Here is a 15,855-nt window from a genome sequence, read left to right on the forward strand (position 1 = left end):
AGTAGAAGTGCTTTTCTATGAATACGATTTTGCGAAATATTAACCTAATGATCTAAAGATTATTAAATATCAATCGGATCTTTCTCAACAAATTTTTCATACCAATTGTTTAATTGAAAATGTGAGACTTGTGTAATTTCTAGAGAGAGTGGTTTGATGGTAAAAGAGCCCCCTCGTTCAAAAAGTATAATTAACGGTTCATATATGTCTAGATACTGGCTGATGCTCGGAGTATTCTCTGCGTACTTCGCCAACTGTAGATAGTATTCAAATATTCTTTTCACATATGAGTTTTGATTCAAATACGCAACAGCCTCCGAACTACAATAAGCTGAAATATCTAATTCCTCTTCTTGATCTCCTAGCAGTTTCGCCACATTTGTAAATGCAGGTGGCATAGGCTTCAGCTGCTCCGCTTTATAAAATTGAGCCATTCTTCTGAGAAATTCATATCCGAGTTTAGTATCCTCATCAGAGATAACAGTACCTACTAAGGCCCAATTTATATTATTTAGTTTGGATACTGCATTTTCCAATAACATTCTATTTCACCTCAACATTTAGCAATCAATCTTATCATCGTAGCTAGTATCCTTATTCCATAAAAATGCACTTCTACTTTTGGTCCGGTAGAAGTACATTTAACATTACTTATCTGTAATTCAGTTGTGAGGTTTCGTAAAAACCGAATACTCGATATTCTCAAGGAGTTCTCCATAATGCGTCTGGAGCAGTTCAAGGTATGTTCCGTTGAACGTATACTTTCCGTTTTTAAAGAGAAATATCTCCTCTCCAGAAGTGTGATAGAATAGGCCCACTACTCTAAGTGATTCTAATATAGCGAAAGAAATTTCATACATTGTTTTATACCATAATTCATATTGCTGGTTATTCTCCAATTCATAAGAAATCGTTTGTTGATAAATAAAATCCTCTTCTTGGAACATCGTTTCATAAGATGCTGCTGGATGATCAGCCGGAAAATTATTATCATAAACAGTAATTTTTAAACCACCGCTTAGATCAAACTCATGAATGAACAATGCATTGTGTTGTCGGTTCATATAATTCACTTCAAAATTCTTACTTTCAATTAATCCTTTCAACCATAAAGGATCTTGTTTTCCATTCAACTTCAGTGAATATTCCATAAACTTGTCTCCTCTACTTTAAGGGAATACCGATATGATCTTACCGTCCTTTTTGATTGCGATAACTTCTTCTAAACCTTGGATTTCCCATTCTTTAAATTGCTTAAGCAACGCAGAATCATCTCCAGACCACTTTGTTAAATTAATCACCACATTCTTGGTTTGTTGTTTAATAACAACCTTTTCTTGAACCTCACTCCAAATACCTCTAATACCTTTATTTTCAGTTGGTGCATAACAGTCAAATATACGCCCTTCAATTCTAAAATCAGGATCTCTTTTGGAATCAATTCCATCACTATCTAAAACTTTAGGGTTCTGTTCAATCCGATATCCACTTCTCGCCAATTGATCAGCAGCATCATTTTCTAGTTCTAAAGACTGTTTAGTCGCCTTGTCCGCATTATTCGGAATTTTTGTTCTCGCTCCACTTGGTAAGGCTTCTGGATTAGGTGATCCACTTGGCTTTATTAGATCTCTGGGACTGTCAATTCCCTTTTGAGGCTCCTTCTTACCTCCACCCGATCCACCCAGATCGGTATGCTTATCATCCATCGAACGAAAGGCTTTCCCAAACAATACATACGCCAGAGCCTGACCTGTCATCGCCCCACCGTAATATCCTGCTCCACTCTCATCAATCTGCTTCTTCTGGTCTTCTACAAATTTCTCTATATCAGACCTCGCGGTCCCCGTACCCCAGGCCGCATCCCATGCAAATTGAATGCCCCGCCCAACGTCTACAACTTTGCCCACGGTAATGGCATATGCCACACTGCCTAATGTACTGAACGGGTTATTGAAGAAAGCTTCTGCCGTTTGGCCCATTCCCGTTATTGTTTCTCCTATGGATTTATCAAGCAGCCCTACAGCGAAATTGCGCTTCAGCTCCTCTGGGATGTACAATGCCACCTCGCCTGAGCCATCCGTTGTTCTGAAGTTCTTTGCGATAAACGTAAACTCATTCTGGATCTTGTCCAACAGCCCGATTGTAGTCGGGAACACTTCTTTTGCCTGCATAAAATCCCAGAAGAACCGCTCTCCGGTCACACCCGACCAATCGGATTGCAACATATAGATGGATTTCTCCAGTTCCCAGACCATTCGCTCCAGTTCCTGTTTCTTCTGCTGGACCAATCGAGCTTTCTCGTCCAACACATCGGGATGTACCTGAATACGTTGCATCCTATCTTCACCGCCAACCTGACCATAGTTTATGTACCTAAATTTTAACAAGTGAGAGTGAGGATTGGAATCAAACGGAAGGATCATTTCCTCGTTAAAGATGCAGTAGGCAGGAAACATTCACTAGCCAGATATTTTGCGTGTTAGTGCATTTTGTATTTAAAGGAGATGACTGTTTTGCCGGCGTATAAAGCTGATGAAACAATTAACTGACTTCCACCCATTTGATCCGGTCAGCTATGCGGATATTTCATCATTCGTACCTTGGATTCAAAGCCTCTCTCCAAACGTCATCATCAACGAAATTTACATTATTCTCTTGAAAATAATTTCGGGTCTCTTGCTCCAGATCATTCAATATTTGGGGCCATTCCTTTTCGTTTGTTTCCTTGGATTCAAAGTCCCCAACTATGTTAAGCCATCGCTCATTTAACTGCTGATACTCCTCAATTCTAGCCTTAAGTTCAGCTGTTACAGGATAACTGGTTATATCCAGCCTCACGAATGTCATTCCCATACGGTGAAGGGTAAGTGGCATTATGTCGTCTGGACCTAAGCCATCTGTGAATAATGCTGCAGGTTTGACCAACCAATTGGCTTCTTGACTGAAACTTAGATTCATCAAGTTATACTTATTGATTATCTGTATCATATCTGTAAAGTTATAATAAAGCTGGCTGGCTTGTTCTCCATCCTCAACCATCTCGTTTGTTATTTTGTCATTCTCCAGTATTCGGTTAAATAAACTATCATTATTGATAATCGCACTCTTCAGATCAACGAGATCTTGGCGGACATTCATCGTTAGATACTGTTCATACATTCTTTTCTCTTTATAAAAGCTATAGGTTAGAATAAGTAAGATCACAAAGGCAATACAACATCCGATCATTAAAAGTCGTTTTTTCAGTATCATGGCAAGCTGTTCTCCTAATTTTTTTATAGTAAGAAGCACCTCTACGCTTGTGTGTAGAAGTGCATTTAAGTAGTATCCTTTTTAAATTTTAATGCACTAGAGTAATCCTCCACCCTCGTATTTACACAACCTTTTCGCTACACCACTTTGGGTTGTACGGCCTTTGACTTAATTTCAAGATATCGTTTGCTGTGTAATACCACTCAGCATCATCAAACCATAAGTAATCTTCCTTGTTATGTTGAAAATACTCTACTAAAAACCTATAAATAAATTCATATTCATGATTAATATTTACAATATCCACTGCCCAAAAGTAATCTGTTGAATGGGTGAGCCACGTAAAACTATCATATGAATCTTCGACAACTTTATTCACGTTAAAAGTGAAGTATTTAATCGTTTCTTCATCATCAGTATTTGAAAGGGTCTCCTCATTTACTTCAGATAGTGTGCCTTCTGCAGATTGAAATTTGTTATCTGCATCAAGATCAACTGTTAAATGAAAACAATACATATTCGCTCTCTGTGCTGCATGCTTAAAGTTCTCAAGAGTCTGCTCCGGAGAATAATTAGAGATTTTTTTTAGAATGATTACTGAACTCATTTACTGACAACCTCCTTCAATTCCTCTAATGAGCTAATTAATTTTATATTCTGATCTTTTAATTTTCCAACTAAATCAGACTGAGTTTTATTTTTCACAGTTACATCTTCAATGTAATAAATAACTTCTCGATTGTCATAGTTAAAATAATTTCTATTTGATGGATTGATCAACTTATCCAGTTGCTTTTCATCTAAGGCACTTAAAGACTTCTTGACTTCAATAATATGCGATTCTGTCAGAATATCGATATCGCCTGCTTTTAATTTATTTTGCAATTTCAACTCTATACCTGTACCTTCTAATCTACCAGTCTCTCTTATTGTCTCTGCCACTCGCCCCTCTAAAATATCACCAGGTTTTGAGCTTCTCAAATTTTTTTCGATAATTGCATCTATATCCTTAGGACCTTGATTAGTCCAAGATATTTCATTCCCGAATGAATTTGTGTATGTGGTTTTACTGCCTTCCGTTCTTAGCCTTCCATCATGGTTCAGACTATTTCCCTCACTCTTCTCCTTCTTACCTTCCACTGCTCCACCCGATTCATGGTGATCCTTCGAGTGCAAGGCTTTGCCAAAGAGAAAATAGGAGAAAGCCTGGCCTAACATGGCACCTTTATAATAACCCGACTTATCCTTATCGAGTTGCTTCTTCTGTTCATCCATAAACTGCTCGATGTCAGACCTTGCCGTTCCCGTTCCCCAGGCCGCATCCCATGCGAATCCAATGCCACGTCCAACGTCAACTACCTTACCCATAGTCATGGCTTAGGCCAGACTGGTTAATGTACTAAACGGATTATAAATGAACGCTTCTGCCATCTCACCAAGTCCCGTAACGGTGTCACCAATTGCTTTATCGACCAGTCCGGTGCCGAAGCTTGGTTTCAGTTCCTCTGGAATGTACAGCGCAACCTCACCTGAGCCGTCCGTTGTTCTGAAGTTCCTCGCGATAAACGTAAACTCTTTTTGGATTTCGTCCAACAACCCGAGTGTAGTCGGGAACACTTCTTTCACCTGCATAAAATCCCAGAAGAAACGCTCTCCGGTCACACCCGACCATTCGGATTGCAACATATAAATGGATTTCTCCAGTTCCCGGACCATTCGTTCCAGTTCCTGTTTCTTCTGCTGGACCAACCGGGCCTTTTCCTCCAATAGATCGGGATGTACCTCGATTCGCTGCATTTCCTATTCACCGCCAACCTGACCGTAGTTTATGTACCTAAATTTTAACAAGTGAGAAGGAGGATTGGAATCAAACGGAAGGATCATTTCCTCAGAGGTTATCCGGTAGTTCGGCAACATCCTTGGGTAACTATTTTTGCACAATAATGCATAGATGAATGCCGTTGAGTCGACTGGGTATCTTGTACAAAAAGAACGACTTCTATCACAGATAGAAGTCGCACAAGATAACAATGCAGCATGATTAAATCTTCTTTAAGACACTACAAATTGTACAACAATTGGAGTCCCATCATTTAATGCATCTCCACCGGGAATTGTAATTGTAGTCGTCGTAGCCGAGGAGGTATCTGCTGTTTGCATAAGGCCATTAATATAAAGATTGTAGTAGTTGTAGGTGCCTGGAAATGCGGTTGCAGCTACACCAGCGTCGTTTGTAAAATCAGTCGCAGCAATGGCAAACGCTGCTCCAGTGCCGGTCCCATCACCAATGGTTGCAGCAAATCTTAAACTGTTCTGAAATGGTGTCACAAGTGGCATGTTTCTCACCTCCTACCTAACATAGTATATGTGGTAGGTTTGGGAGTAGTGAAGGCAAAGGAACCAGTAGATAAAACCAATTTTAACCATTTATGATATTGGCTGTTATTATAATTATCTCTATAGTTATAGGTGTCCCTGCAAAGATCACACCGTTTTGTGACGAAAAAAACAAACTCTCAGCACTTAGATCGTATGAGTTTCCTTGTTGGACGATCCCGTTGATATATAGATTGTTAAAACTGTTAAGTCCAATTCCCGCAAATTCGGTTATGCTGCCGCCATCGTCATTTGTGAATGCGGTGGCAGGAATTATAACTGAGGCCGACAAATCCAGATCGGTGTCCGGGAAATAGAAGTAACGGTTTGCCGTAGGAATGATTTCAATTCCGGGTATGGTGCCCGGCGGGCCTTGCTCACCTGGGGGGCCCGTCGGTCCTTGGACTCCGGGAGTTCCCGGTTGACCCTGCTCACCTTGAGGGCCAACGGGACCCTGCGCTCCCGGAACTCCCGATTGACCCGGTTCACCCTGAGGACCTGCGGGGCCTTGTGCTCCGGGAAACCCCACTTGACCCGTCTCACCCTGAGGACCAGCGGGACCCTGAGCTCCGGGTTGACCCGGCTCACCCTGAGGGCCTGGAGGACCTTGCGCTCCGGGAAGCCCTGGTTGACCCAGCCCGCCGTTAGGACCAACGGGACCCTGCACTCCTGGAGTTCCCGCCTGCCCCGGCTCACCGTGAGATCCGGCGGTGCCTTGGGCACCTGCCACACCTTGCGTTCCAGGGAGACTCACAATCTTCAATTCATGTTGTCTCGACGGAGCGAGCAGGGTGCCGTGCTCACAACATACCGGTTTGTTGCCTCCCCCTCTCGGTAATGCAATGACTTTTTTGTGACGGGCCATTTTCTGTGATCTTACTGGACGCTTCAGTGAGCAGCGCTTTCTTCGATAAGATCTTCGGATAATATGGCATTTCTTTCGTTTTCCCAAGTGTTTGTTTCTGCATTTTGGCGTAGAACGACTGGGCCTTAATTTGTTGAGGGTGGCTGTCCTCTTGTTCAGATACTTCAAAATGTTCATCTCCTTAGGCCAAGGCACACAGTATATATGCCCTATACTATGTCCTTAGCACATTCGGAGAGTGTGCGAATAACTATGAGGGAAGCCCAATAAAAAAGATAAGAATCCTACTATAGTTGTCCTTTGTCTTGCCAGCATGGCTTTATTGTCTAATTATGAGGGATGCGGAATACCCTTATGAAGCGGAGCTCAACTTCCTTTTTGCCGTCCAATAGCTCCAACCTTGGAATACTACACACAACGCTACCGCCATGGTCAAACTCATCCCCATCTCCAACACCCGCTGCATATTCCCATCTTGAAAAACGCTGTACCCCTGAGTCACCGCGGAACTGAACTGCTCAGAGGCGAAAAATACATAATAGAGACTAAACATCAGCATATGAACAAAGGTATACATGATGGAAAAGGCAAAAGGTAGAATGGATATATACTTATTTTTACTTATCGCAAACATACCGAGTGCCTGTGCACTCAAGAACATAGAGGCGATTAAGGTGGACTTTAATCCACCAGACGTATGGAGCACGCCACTAAAAAATAACTTCTCAAACATATTAAACGTAAGTCCTTCACCCCAATAATGATACATCACCTGAAAATAAGCTTGCAGGTACCCTAAAGTGAATAACAGGGGCACAGATAACAGGCAAAAACGATCCACACGTTTGCGCGTAAACACAAGACAGGCACCTAACGCACACACCGTAATCCAAAAAATAGGCATCAATTCGATATACCGATTATGCACACCATATCGATTCGCGATTAGTCCACCCGCCAGTGTTACAATGAAGAGGAGCAAACCTGCTAAGGCACAGCCAAAAATCATTTTCATATTAAATCCATACGTTTCTTTGGTTACCGTTTTGCGCAGTTCTGAGATAGAGCCAAATTGTTGAATGGAACGTTCGATGGCCTCCGTCTCTCCCAACCCCTGGCGCTTTAGATGATCCACCGAGGAATAGAGGTGAGCGGCCATTTCTTCTCTCCACTCAGACTTTTCCCTCTTCGTTAAAAATGTAAATCGAAGTACTTGATCCAAATACTGTTCAATGACTTCCATGCAGATCCCCTCCCAAGAATATATCAATAATCTTGATGTTCTCCGTCCATGATGTCCTCAATGTGTTGAGCTGAGTTTGGCCATCCGGGGTGATTCGGTAATATCGCCGCCGCGGTCCACTAATTTGCTCTCCCCAATAACCTTCTATGTACCCGTTAGCCTCCATACGTTTCAGTGCCGGATACAACGTGCCTTCTTTTAGATCAAACTGACCATTGGTCTCGTCATTCACCGTTCTGGATATTTCGTATCCGTATGCATCCTGCTTATTCAGTACAGACAGTACTATTCCATCGATATATCCTTTAATCATTTCATTTCTCAGCTTCACGCACCACCTACTATGCATTTCTATGTAGTTAAGCATAACAAACAAATATTGTAAAAAGCAATCTTATGGAGCCAACTGTCTCAAAATAAATCTTATTCAACGTTGCACGCAACGATACGAAGCCGGAATCGGTAACTCCGGCAGCGCCTTTGGAGGTCAGCATCAGTACATCGAGCAGTACCAGCACCTGGGTAATGGCAAGCTCCACCCCATATGCCTGAGCCATGAACATCGCCGGCTCAGGTAGACCGAACCCATCATTTTACCGATGGAGAACAGTTAGCCTATGCCGGTATTGCCAATCGTATATACCAGGGCCCCGAAGGTTCATTTAAAGCTTAGGCATCGAAAAGGGGTTCTCTTCCTTCTCACACCCGGTTAACACGTAAAAAATATGTCCCTGCTCACTCTTCATCGTTCCGATCCCTTTGCAAGTGTCGGTCTTCATTCCCTGTTTGGAGCCATAGGCATCCCTTGAGTTATCGTAAGTCGATTGAATAGCTGTACCATCATAGATCAATTCCTGGATAATGGGCCCACCTTCAATGGTATACATCGTTACACGAACCTGATCCTGCTGTTTTTTCTCTACATTCTTCATAAATGTGTTCCACTTATCTTCGTTCCGTATGCCTCCATGAAGCACAACCACATCCCCGCTTTGCTCCGCTTGCTCTGGATTATGGGGCTCAATAATTTCTGGGAATGATTTCGTGATTACTGGAGAATCCACTGTCCGATCCTTTGCCTCACACGCTGGTAACGCTATTAAAACTAACAAAACCGTAAGCAGCACTCTTTTCATCCAATCACCTCATGTCTACAACATTAAAGACTACGTGCAGGTTACCTAGTTTCTGTTAGAAAGGCTGCAATTACGCTCAGCTCTCTTCAATATAAAGGAAATTTTATCACTTGTATGTAACTTCATCCCTTCATAGAGCGTTTAGAAAGAAATGCAACATTCATACCCAACTCATTCGAAAAAGAGGCGATATCATGCAATCGGTAAACTCATCCGATCACATAGCAAAAGAAAAACGCTCCACTTCACGCTTGAATAATCGATCCAAGAGTAACGGTAAAGAGACCCGTCGATTCACCATTGCAATAGCTACAACATTAGTTGCGTCAAGCCTGCTGATGGAGCTAGCTCCTGTGCCAACGACTCATGCAGCCACTAACATGTCACCCTCCACTAGTAACACCTCTGTTCAATCGACTTCATCAAGCAGTGTAGAGAAGAAACTTTACTATACCGCTGTACAGGGTGCTTATTATTACACAATTGCATTGAGAAATGATGGTTCCGTATGGGCCTGGGGCCGTAATCTCTGGGGAGAACTTGGTGTGAGCGACACCGTTCGATATCGTCATACATTTAGTCCGATTCGTATTCCCAAGATATCCAATGTAACAGTTATTTCATCCTCCGGCGGTGGGAACAACGCAGCCATTCAAGCAGATGGAACCATCTGGGAGTGGGGTAACGGCAACATGCCACGTCAAGTGCCTGATATTACCTCTGCCAAAAATGTTAGAATAGGGGCTTTTTCAACCATCGCCCTTCTCCAGGATGGAACCGTTCTGTCTTGGCAAAACCCGCCTCAAGCCGTAGCCCTGGAACAGACACGTAAGCTACAGACGATCAGTGGGCTAAAAGATATCATTCAAGTTGAATCCACTGGCCTGCACGGCTATGCTCTGAAGAAAGATGGCTCCGTATGGACATGGAACGAGCCAAACGAACCCGGTAAAGCACCTTCCAAACCAACCAAGTTAAAGGGGTTGAACAACATATCTTCGATCACCGGTGCAGATGCATCTCTACTTGCACTGGATAAGAAGGGAAAGGCTTGGCAGTTAGACCTGGAAGGCATAGTCACCCCCTTTCATCACGAACTCAAAGTGAAGAAGATGGATGGCAATTCAGGTTATACGTTATTACTTACTACTTCTGGTGAGGTGTATAGCTATGGGAGGACAGTGACCGGAAAAGAAGGGAGAGTAAACCATCTGTCCGGCATTACCGATGTTTCAGCGGGATATCACCATAGTCTTGCATTATCCTCCGAGGGGACCGTTTGGGGCTGGGGCAGTGATAAATATCAGGAAGCAGGTGCACCAGCAACATCTTCTGGAGGCATGGTCTACAAACCGGTTCAGGCCAAGCTTGGAATAGATGTTTATCTAAACGGTGAGCTATTCCAGTCGATGTATCCCGCGGTGGAAACGTCCAAGACTATACAGCTGCCAATCAAAGCAATCGCTGCAGCAATCGGAGCAGAATTTGAGGTGCATAAGGTGGAAAATAGCCTGAGTTACTATACGTTGAAATATAACAATCGAACAATTACGATCACCCCTAACGAAGCACATTATCATATAACTTCCACAGATTCGTCTAGTGAGCAACTCATAGAGCTATCTGAACCCATAAATAACTACTCAGGAGCAACCACCTTGCCTTTTGAAGTATTGCGTGGTTTGGGTTTGAACGTGTCTTGGGATTCTGAAAAATCCCTGTTGACCATTGATGATCTGGACAAGAAAAAGTCAGGGCTCTAGACGAACGCTTTTACACCATATGAATCCCTTAACATAGAAAAAATCCTCTTCAATTAAACGTCCTGTTCTTTACGAACATCGTTATTTGAAGAGGATTAATCTGTTTAAGCGCACAACGCTAAACGGAGCAATGCTGGACAACATTCATTCCAAGTATCGTCCTATTTCTCGAATCGGAACCAGCCAAAGTCAAACTGACTGCCTGGCAGGAAGATAAAGCTTACTTTCTGCACACCTTTCACCTGCTCAAGCTCAAACACCCGCTCCTCATATCCTTCGGATTGTGTGAACTCAACCAACTGGTTGCTCTGTCCGTCCGCACCTGCGAAACGAATATGAATCGTATTTTTATCAATCGGTGAATGGCCGTAGATCACGAGCTTTGATGTGCCTTCTGCCGTAAAGTCCATGTTTTCAAACTCCAGCGATACATTGTTCCCGATACCTTCTACTCTGTCGCCCTCAATTTTGAACGTATCTCCATAGAGATGGTCACAGGATGCAGCCACATTCTGTTCAAACGCACGACTCTGACGCTCGAAAGAGAAACCTTTAATATGAATCTTCTGTTTCAACACAAAGCAGATCGACGTAATCCCACTCAGGCGTTTGGACAGATGATACGTCTCTTCCTGGTAGACATTCCATTGAGATTCCTTGTCATACACCACATCCGCGATCATCGTACTTCCCTCTTCATCCGGCATACCTTCCCAGATCTGAATGAAGTAATCCTCAGTGGACAGCGTGAAAATAGGAATCGTTATGGTATCGGAGCCGTATGGTCCGAAGTCAATATTACGGAAGCCTACATGCGTCTCCCCGTCGCGACTTGTCGCTACCCCACGTTCGTTGCCGTTACCTACATCACCTTTGGTGTAATCGTACAGTCCGCCCGTGATGAAGCCGTATGGATCTTTGTAGGCTGTACCGAGACCGTCAGCCTTGAATTCCAGCTGCGAGATCAGTTTCGTTTTATCCGTACCGTTGGTACTGGTTGCACGAAGTCTGAACTCCCCGTCACCTATAGCCGATACCTTTACCGCATGTTGGTGCTCGCCGTTGTCGCCCGTTTCCGCTTGAACGGCTTCCACTTTGGCTATGTTGGACTCGATTCCCGCATCATTCACAACCGCCCACTCGATATCACGATAGGAGGTGTTCTCTGGATACAGCTTGGCGGTTACAGTAAGCTCCGGGTTGGACGGATCGAGCAACTGTCCTGCAGTACTGATGATCTCGATTCTCCGCAAAGGAATCTCCTGAGCATTCCCCGTAAGCACTGGACGTTCTTTATTTTGCATGAAGACAGCTTGCGTTTGATTATTAACTACACTGCTCACTTCAAGTTCCCCATCCACAACCCGCGAAACGAACTCAGCCGTAGCCCCTTCCAATCCTTCGGAAGAAACTTCAATCCGTACCGTTCCAGATTCATTTGTCGCTCCGATGATAGCCATCAGCTTGCCGCTGAATAGTCTTCTGCTCAACCCTTTGTATGGATCATAGTCGGTGCTGTCCCCGTTATCCAGACCCAGCAATCGTCCTGCACCCGTCACCTGAACTTGCACGCGGTTGTTCGCATTGTGAACTGGATTACCCGCTTCATCTTCCACATCAATTTCTACAAAAATGAGGTCTGTGCCATTCGCTTGCAACTGCTCCCGATCCGCTTGCAGACGAATCTTCTTCGCATCCGTATAGGATCTTTGCACATCGGTTGCAATGATCTGACCGTTCTCATCATAAGCGATCGCTTTCAGCTCACCCTCTTCGTACGGCACTTTCCACCAGCCGGACAGCTGTGTTCCATGGGCATGATCGATATCGTACGTACCAATGGTTTTACCATTGAGTTGCAGCTCAATCTTCGGCGCGTTGCTGCACACGCGTACATCAATGATCTGACCCGGGTTGAAATCCCAATAAGGGAACAGGTGAACCATCGGATTTTTCTTATAATCCGTCCAAGCCGATTGGTAGATATAATAAGAGTCTTTCGGGAACGTTGCGGTATCCAGCTGTCCAAAATACGAATTCTTCGTATGATATGGTGTAGGCTCTCCAATATAATCGAATCCGGTCCACAGGAACTGACCCAGCGAATACGGTGTATCCCGCTCTGCCAAGATACAGTATTCTGCCGACTTCGCGCCCCAGCTGGTTGTACTGTTACCCAAAGCCGAGCACTGCTCATCATCATCTGCCAGAATCGGCTGTTCGAACGGGAAGTGATAAATGCCACGGCTTTGCACCACCGAAGATGTCTCACTACCATAGATGATCCAGTCCGGATGTTCTTCATGATGTTTGTCGTAGTATTTTTCCGCGTAGTTGTAACCTGCCAGCTTCACGATATCCGCGCATTTTTGTGCATTTTCCCAAGGCATATAGTTCGAACCAATCGTCACGCCAGCATTACCTTTTGGATCAAATTCCAGCACATAATCCATCAGCATCCGGGTTACTTCCTGTCCACGCTCATCCGCATGGGTATCATAGATTTCATTCCCGATACTCCACATGATCAGACTGGCATGGTTACGGTCGCGTTTCACCCAACTCTTCACATCCGTATGCACCCACTCCGGGAAAAATCTCGCATAATCGTATGGCGTTTTGGCACGTTCCCACATATCAAAGGCTTCCGATACAACCAGCATACCCATCTCATCCGCAAGTTCCATGAACTCTTTGGCAGGCATATTATGCGCGGTGCGAATAGCGTTAACGCCCATTTCTTTGAGCAAAACGAATCTTCTACGCAATGCCGTCAGGTTAAACGCCGCTCCCAGTGCCCCGAGATCATGGTGTTCGCACACACCGTTCAGGTGGAACCCTTCATTGGCATCCAGCTTGATATCCCGGAATCCAATGCGCTGTGATACCGATTCAACTGTCCGATCTTCCTGATCATCCGAGATCAATCGCAGTTCTGTCACCAGTTCATACAGATGCGGTGCATCCGGGCTCCACAGGTTTGGATTCTCCACAATGATCTGTTGGCTATCTACCGATACGGCCGCATTCTCAACCGCCGAAGCCGCGACATTCGCTTGGCTGGATGCCACCACCTGACCTTCATACCGGATCGTATGCACCAGCTCTGCCTGCTGATTCTGTTCCAGGTTCAGCTCCGTATCTACTTCCACCTGCCAGCCATTCGGCTGCTGATTAATGGATACATATGTTCCATCCGTAACAATATGGTTGCGGCCTCTCATCTTCAGCCACACATGGCGATAGATTCCGGCCCCGGAATACCATCTGCTGTTCGGGCTCTGATGCACTACTTTGACCACAATCTCATTGTCGCCTTCCACCAGTGCATTCGTGATCTCATGTTCAAAAGCAGAATATCCATACTTCCACTCTCCAACCAGCTGCCCGTTCACATACACCGAAGAATCCATGTATACGCCATCAAAACAAAGCAAAAGCTGCTGCTCATCCTTCGTGTATTGGAACGTCTTCCGGTACCAACCAATGCTGTTTTCATACAGTTCAAGCGTATTATATATCAGCCAGTCATGGGGAAGTTCCACAGGTTCATACACCAGACCCGCAGGTTCCGTAACATCCAGCTTACTTTTCGCAAATTGCCATCCATCATTAAAAAGTCTCTTCTGATTCATGGTAGTTTCTCACTTTCTTGAAGTAAATTATGATTGCGGTTACAACAGTAAATGTCGCTTCTTCCGAAAACCTTTTCGGTAATACATAAATATGACTATAACACATAACCCGATTATATCATCAGTCTCTTCGCTGCAACTCCTTTTCATAAGATTTTTTAGCCGTAATGATGAACGTTTTATTCCCTCCAAGTATTGTAACTTTCGATGACAACAAACCAAAAAGGCAACCCGTCAACCGGGTCATGTTCACAGCCCCGTCAAGTAGACAATATAAGCCCGGAATGGTGAACCGCGAAGAAACTTATAAGGTATTTCAGGGAATGACGATATCAAATTCATTAAAATCGTTAAAAGAAAAGCTGCGAGTGTCCCTTTTTTTGTCCGAATCGCAATTTGTATTCATTTCTCAACAAAAGATACCGATATAAAATGAAATGTTACAATTATTTCAAAAATTTCCATTCGAAGAGGGTGTGAAGTCATGCATATTAACAATTCTAGTCCTAGCATTTATCACATTAACCAACGCAACAATCTAACAAACAACAAAGAGTTGTTTAAATCAACGCTGCTCGTACAAACAGTCGAAAAGAAAGAAGACGAAGAAAAGAAAGACAAATCAGTAGAAAAAAAAGGGCAGCTGGTTACAGCAAGGGAAGGTGCTTATACTAGACAGTATCTTGTTAATTCAGACGGCTCAAAGGTTCTATTGAGTGAAACAAAACATGCTGAAGGAGAAGCAACAAGTACAGAAAACTATTCGCGGTTCCTCTCCAACTCCAATAAGAATCAGAATGACGACGGAATGAGTAATAATTCAAAGGAAATAGTAAGTCTGTTAAATCAACAAATAGGTAATTTTAATCAACCGAAAACAACCAATTAGTAAATATAAGTAAAAAAGTGTTTTATTTCCTTTATCGGGATATGTATACTCTAGTTGTGCTAGAATACAAAATTACGAGGAGGAATGAAATCTATGTTAAAAAAGGTTTTGTTATCAGTTGTAATAGCGACGTCAATAGCGACAGGTGCTACTGCAGTTGGGCCCTTGTCCACTCCTGTGTATGCTGCCGCAACAGTAATAACCTTACCAACTCAATTTTCAGGGTATAGTCTTCCTTATTCGTCAGGTTACTCGTATGTGTATGATAATACCTGGATTACAATTTCCTCTACCGGAAAGGTAACAACTTATTTTTCTGCAACAGTTCCAGTTAAAATTTATAATGCTTCTGGTACATTGGTGTACGATTACATCATCAAAGTTGGTAATGGATAAGTTTCGGAATTATAACAACAATAATTTAAAGAAATTAAAGGGCATTCCTTATTTTTTCTGGGAGTGCTCTTTTTTTATCTCGTGCAATATGTTCATCCTCCGTCAAGTTGACAGATGAAAAAAAAGCTATGCTATTGTCCGTCTGGTTGCTGCAAAATAGCTACATAGATACCTTCCGTAACGATGCGGTTGTGGTCTCTCGTCTTCAGCCACACATTGCCGTCATAAGAAGGTGAGCCAGTAACACTTATTCATTTATAACATCAGTCCGATTTCTGTACTTGGATTTCATCAGATTCA

Annotated in this window: 17 protein-coding genes; 3 read left to right on the forward strand and 14 right to left on the reverse strand. The window is 43.4% G+C overall.

The window, feature by feature from the left end; all coding sequences use genetic code 11:
• Nucleotides 1-62 precede the first annotated feature (62 nt).
• The 13 genes from QVE09_RS19170 to QVE09_RS19230 form a co-directional block, all read right to left on the reverse strand.
• Nucleotides 63-542 (reverse strand): hypothetical protein, encoded by a 480-nt coding sequence (locus tag QVE09_RS19170; protein ID WP_315938057.1) that lies wholly within the window; start codon nucleotides 540-542, stop codon nucleotides 63-65.
• A 120-nt stretch (nucleotides 543-662) separates the two neighbouring features.
• The gene (locus QVE09_RS19175; RefSeq protein WP_315938058.1) at nucleotides 663-1,151 is read right to left on the reverse strand and encodes a hypothetical protein; all 489 of its coding nucleotides are present in this window, start codon (nucleotides 1,149-1,151) and stop codon (nucleotides 663-665) included.
• A gap of 18 nt (nucleotides 1,152-1,169) precedes the next feature.
• The gene (locus tag QVE09_RS19180) at nucleotides 1,170-2,336 is read right to left on the reverse strand and encodes a WXG100 family type VII secretion target (RefSeq protein WP_315938059.1); all 1,167 of its coding nucleotides are present in this window, start codon (nucleotides 2,334-2,336) and stop codon (nucleotides 1,170-1,172) included.
• 253 nt (nucleotides 2,337-2,589) lie between these two features.
• Nucleotides 2,590-3,252, reverse strand: a complete 663-nt coding sequence (locus tag QVE09_RS19185) for a hypothetical protein (protein WP_315938060.1) — start codon at nucleotides 3,250-3,252, stop codon at nucleotides 2,590-2,592.
• A 121-nt stretch (nucleotides 3,253-3,373) separates the two neighbouring features.
• The gene (locus QVE09_RS19190) at nucleotides 3,374-3,859 is read right to left on the reverse strand and encodes a hypothetical protein (RefSeq protein ID WP_315938061.1); all 486 of its coding nucleotides are present in this window, start codon (nucleotides 3,857-3,859) and stop codon (nucleotides 3,374-3,376) included.
• The gene (locus QVE09_RS19195; RefSeq protein WP_315938062.1) at nucleotides 3,856-4,626 is read right to left on the reverse strand and encodes a hypothetical protein; all 771 of its coding nucleotides are present in this window, start codon (nucleotides 4,624-4,626) and stop codon (nucleotides 3,856-3,858) included. Before QVE09_RS19195 ends, QVE09_RS19190 begins: the two co-directional genes overlap by 4 nt.
• A 3-nt stretch (nucleotides 4,627-4,629) precedes the next feature.
• Nucleotides 4,630-5,049, reverse strand: a complete 420-nt coding sequence (locus tag QVE09_RS19200) for a WXG100 family type VII secretion target (RefSeq protein ID WP_315938063.1) — start codon at nucleotides 5,047-5,049, stop codon at nucleotides 4,630-4,632.
• 255 nt (nucleotides 5,050-5,304) lie between these two features.
• Nucleotides 5,305-5,589: a DUF4183 domain-containing protein gene (locus tag QVE09_RS19205; protein WP_315938064.1), complete on the reverse strand. Its 285-nt coding sequence runs from the start codon at nucleotides 5,587-5,589 to the stop codon at nucleotides 5,305-5,307.
• An 82-nt stretch (nucleotides 5,590-5,671) separates the two neighbouring features.
• Nucleotides 5,672-6,493: a DUF4183 domain-containing protein gene (locus QVE09_RS19210; protein ID WP_315938065.1), complete on the reverse strand. Its 822-nt coding sequence runs from the start codon at nucleotides 6,491-6,493 to the stop codon at nucleotides 5,672-5,674.
• 352 nt (nucleotides 6,494-6,845) lie between these two features.
• Complete coding sequence (locus tag QVE09_RS19215; protein WP_315938066.1) at nucleotides 6,846-7,736, reverse strand: permease prefix domain 1-containing protein; 891 nt, start codon at nucleotides 7,734-7,736, stop codon at nucleotides 6,846-6,848.
• Nucleotides 7,723-8,067, reverse strand: a complete 345-nt coding sequence (locus QVE09_RS19220) for a PadR family transcriptional regulator (RefSeq protein WP_315938067.1) — start codon at nucleotides 8,065-8,067, stop codon at nucleotides 7,723-7,725. Before QVE09_RS19220 ends, QVE09_RS19215 begins: the two co-directional genes overlap by 14 nt.
• A 28-nt stretch (nucleotides 8,068-8,095) precedes the next feature.
• Complete coding sequence (locus QVE09_RS19225) at nucleotides 8,096-8,293, reverse strand: cation:dicarboxylate symporter family transporter (protein ID WP_397387064.1); 198 nt, start codon at nucleotides 8,291-8,293, stop codon at nucleotides 8,096-8,098.
• 105 nt (nucleotides 8,294-8,398) lie between these two features.
• The gene (locus tag QVE09_RS19230; protein WP_315938068.1) at nucleotides 8,399-8,872 is read right to left on the reverse strand and encodes a DUF4362 domain-containing protein; all 474 of its coding nucleotides are present in this window, start codon (nucleotides 8,870-8,872) and stop codon (nucleotides 8,399-8,401) included.
• Nucleotides 8,873-9,066: 194 nt separating this feature from the next.
• Here QVE09_RS19230 and QVE09_RS19235 point away from each other — a divergent pair, with 194 nt between their 5' ends.
• Entirely contained in the window at nucleotides 9,067-10,635 is a 1,569-nt protein-coding gene (locus QVE09_RS19235) for an RCC1 domain-containing protein (RefSeq protein ID WP_315938069.1), read from the forward strand.
• A 161-nt stretch (nucleotides 10,636-10,796) separates the two neighbouring features.
• On the opposite strand, the gene QVE09_RS19240 is transcribed toward QVE09_RS19235, so the two are convergent.
• On the reverse strand, nucleotides 10,797-14,270 hold the full coding sequence (locus tag QVE09_RS19240; RefSeq protein WP_315938070.1) for a glycoside hydrolase family 2 TIM barrel-domain containing protein: 3,474 nt from the start codon (nucleotides 14,268-14,270) through the stop codon (nucleotides 10,797-10,799).
• A 484-nt stretch (nucleotides 14,271-14,754) separates the two neighbouring features.
• On the opposite strand from QVE09_RS19240, the gene QVE09_RS19245 reads away from it, so the two are divergent.
• A complete protein-coding gene (locus QVE09_RS19245; protein WP_315938071.1) occupies nucleotides 14,755-15,159 on the forward strand; it encodes a hypothetical protein in 405 nt (134 codons plus the stop codon).
• Between the two features lie 93 nt (nucleotides 15,160-15,252).
• Nucleotides 15,253-15,555 carry a hypothetical protein gene (locus QVE09_RS19250; protein WP_315938072.1) on the forward strand — a complete coding sequence of 101 codons (303 nt, stop codon included), beginning with the start codon at nucleotides 15,253-15,255 and terminating at the stop codon, nucleotides 15,553-15,555.
• Nucleotides 15,556-15,855 lie beyond the last annotated feature (300 nt).

The organism is Paenibacillus sp. ClWae2A, assembly GCF_032452295.1.
In the GTDB taxonomy this organism is placed as follows: domain Bacteria; phylum Bacillota; class Bacilli; order Paenibacillales; family Paenibacillaceae; genus Paenibacillus.

Coding starts and splice junctions, on each gene's coding strand:
- QVE09_RS19170 (WP_315938057.1), bottom strand. CDS start 542: ATGTTATTGGAAAATGCAGTATCCAAACTAAATAATATAAATTGGGCC.
- QVE09_RS19175 (WP_315938058.1), bottom strand. CDS start 1,151: ATGGAATATTCACTGAAGTTGAATGGAAAACAAGATCCTTTATGGTTG.
- QVE09_RS19180 (WP_315938059.1), bottom strand. CDS start 2,336: ATGCAACGTATTCAGGTACATCCCGATGTGTTGGACGAGAAAGCTCGA.
- QVE09_RS19185 (WP_315938060.1), bottom strand. CDS start 3,252: ATGATACTGAAAAAACGACTTTTAATGATCGGATGTTGTATTGCCTTT.
- QVE09_RS19190 (WP_315938061.1), bottom strand. CDS start 3,859: ATGAGTTCAGTAATCATTCTAAAAAAAATCTCTAATTATTCTCCGGAG.
- QVE09_RS19195 (WP_315938062.1), bottom strand. CDS start 4,626: ATGACTATGGGTAAGGTAGTTGACGTTGGACGTGGCATTGGATTCGCA.
- QVE09_RS19200 (WP_315938063.1), bottom strand. CDS start 5,049: ATGCAGCGAATCGAGGTACATCCCGATCTATTGGAGGAAAAGGCCCGG.
- QVE09_RS19205 (WP_315938064.1), bottom strand. CDS start 5,589: ATGCCACTTGTGACACCATTTCAGAACAGTTTAAGATTTGCTGCAACC.
- QVE09_RS19210 (WP_315938065.1), bottom strand. CDS start 6,493: ATGGCCCGTCACAAAAAAGTCATTGCATTACCGAGAGGGGGAGGCAAC.
- QVE09_RS19215 (WP_315938066.1), bottom strand. CDS start 7,736: ATGGAAGTCATTGAACAGTATTTGGATCAAGTACTTCGATTTACATTT.
- QVE09_RS19225 (WP_397387064.1), bottom strand. CDS start 8,293: ATGGCTCAGGCATATGGGGTGGAGCTTGCCATTACCCAGGTGCTGGTA.
- QVE09_RS19230 (WP_315938068.1), bottom strand. CDS start 8,872: ATGAAAAGAGTGCTGCTTACGGTTTTGTTAGTTTTAATAGCGTTACCA.
- QVE09_RS19235 (WP_315938069.1), top strand. CDS start 9,067: ATGCAATCGGTAAACTCATCCGATCACATAGCAAAAGAAAAACGCTCC.
- QVE09_RS19240 (WP_315938070.1), bottom strand. CDS start 14,270: ATGAATCAGAAGAGACTTTTTAATGATGGATGGCAATTTGCGAAAAGT.
- QVE09_RS19245 (WP_315938071.1), top strand. CDS start 14,755: ATGCATATTAACAATTCTAGTCCTAGCATTTATCACATTAACCAACGC.
- QVE09_RS19250 (WP_315938072.1), top strand. CDS start 15,253: ATGTTAAAAAAGGTTTTGTTATCAGTTGTAATAGCGACGTCAATAGCG.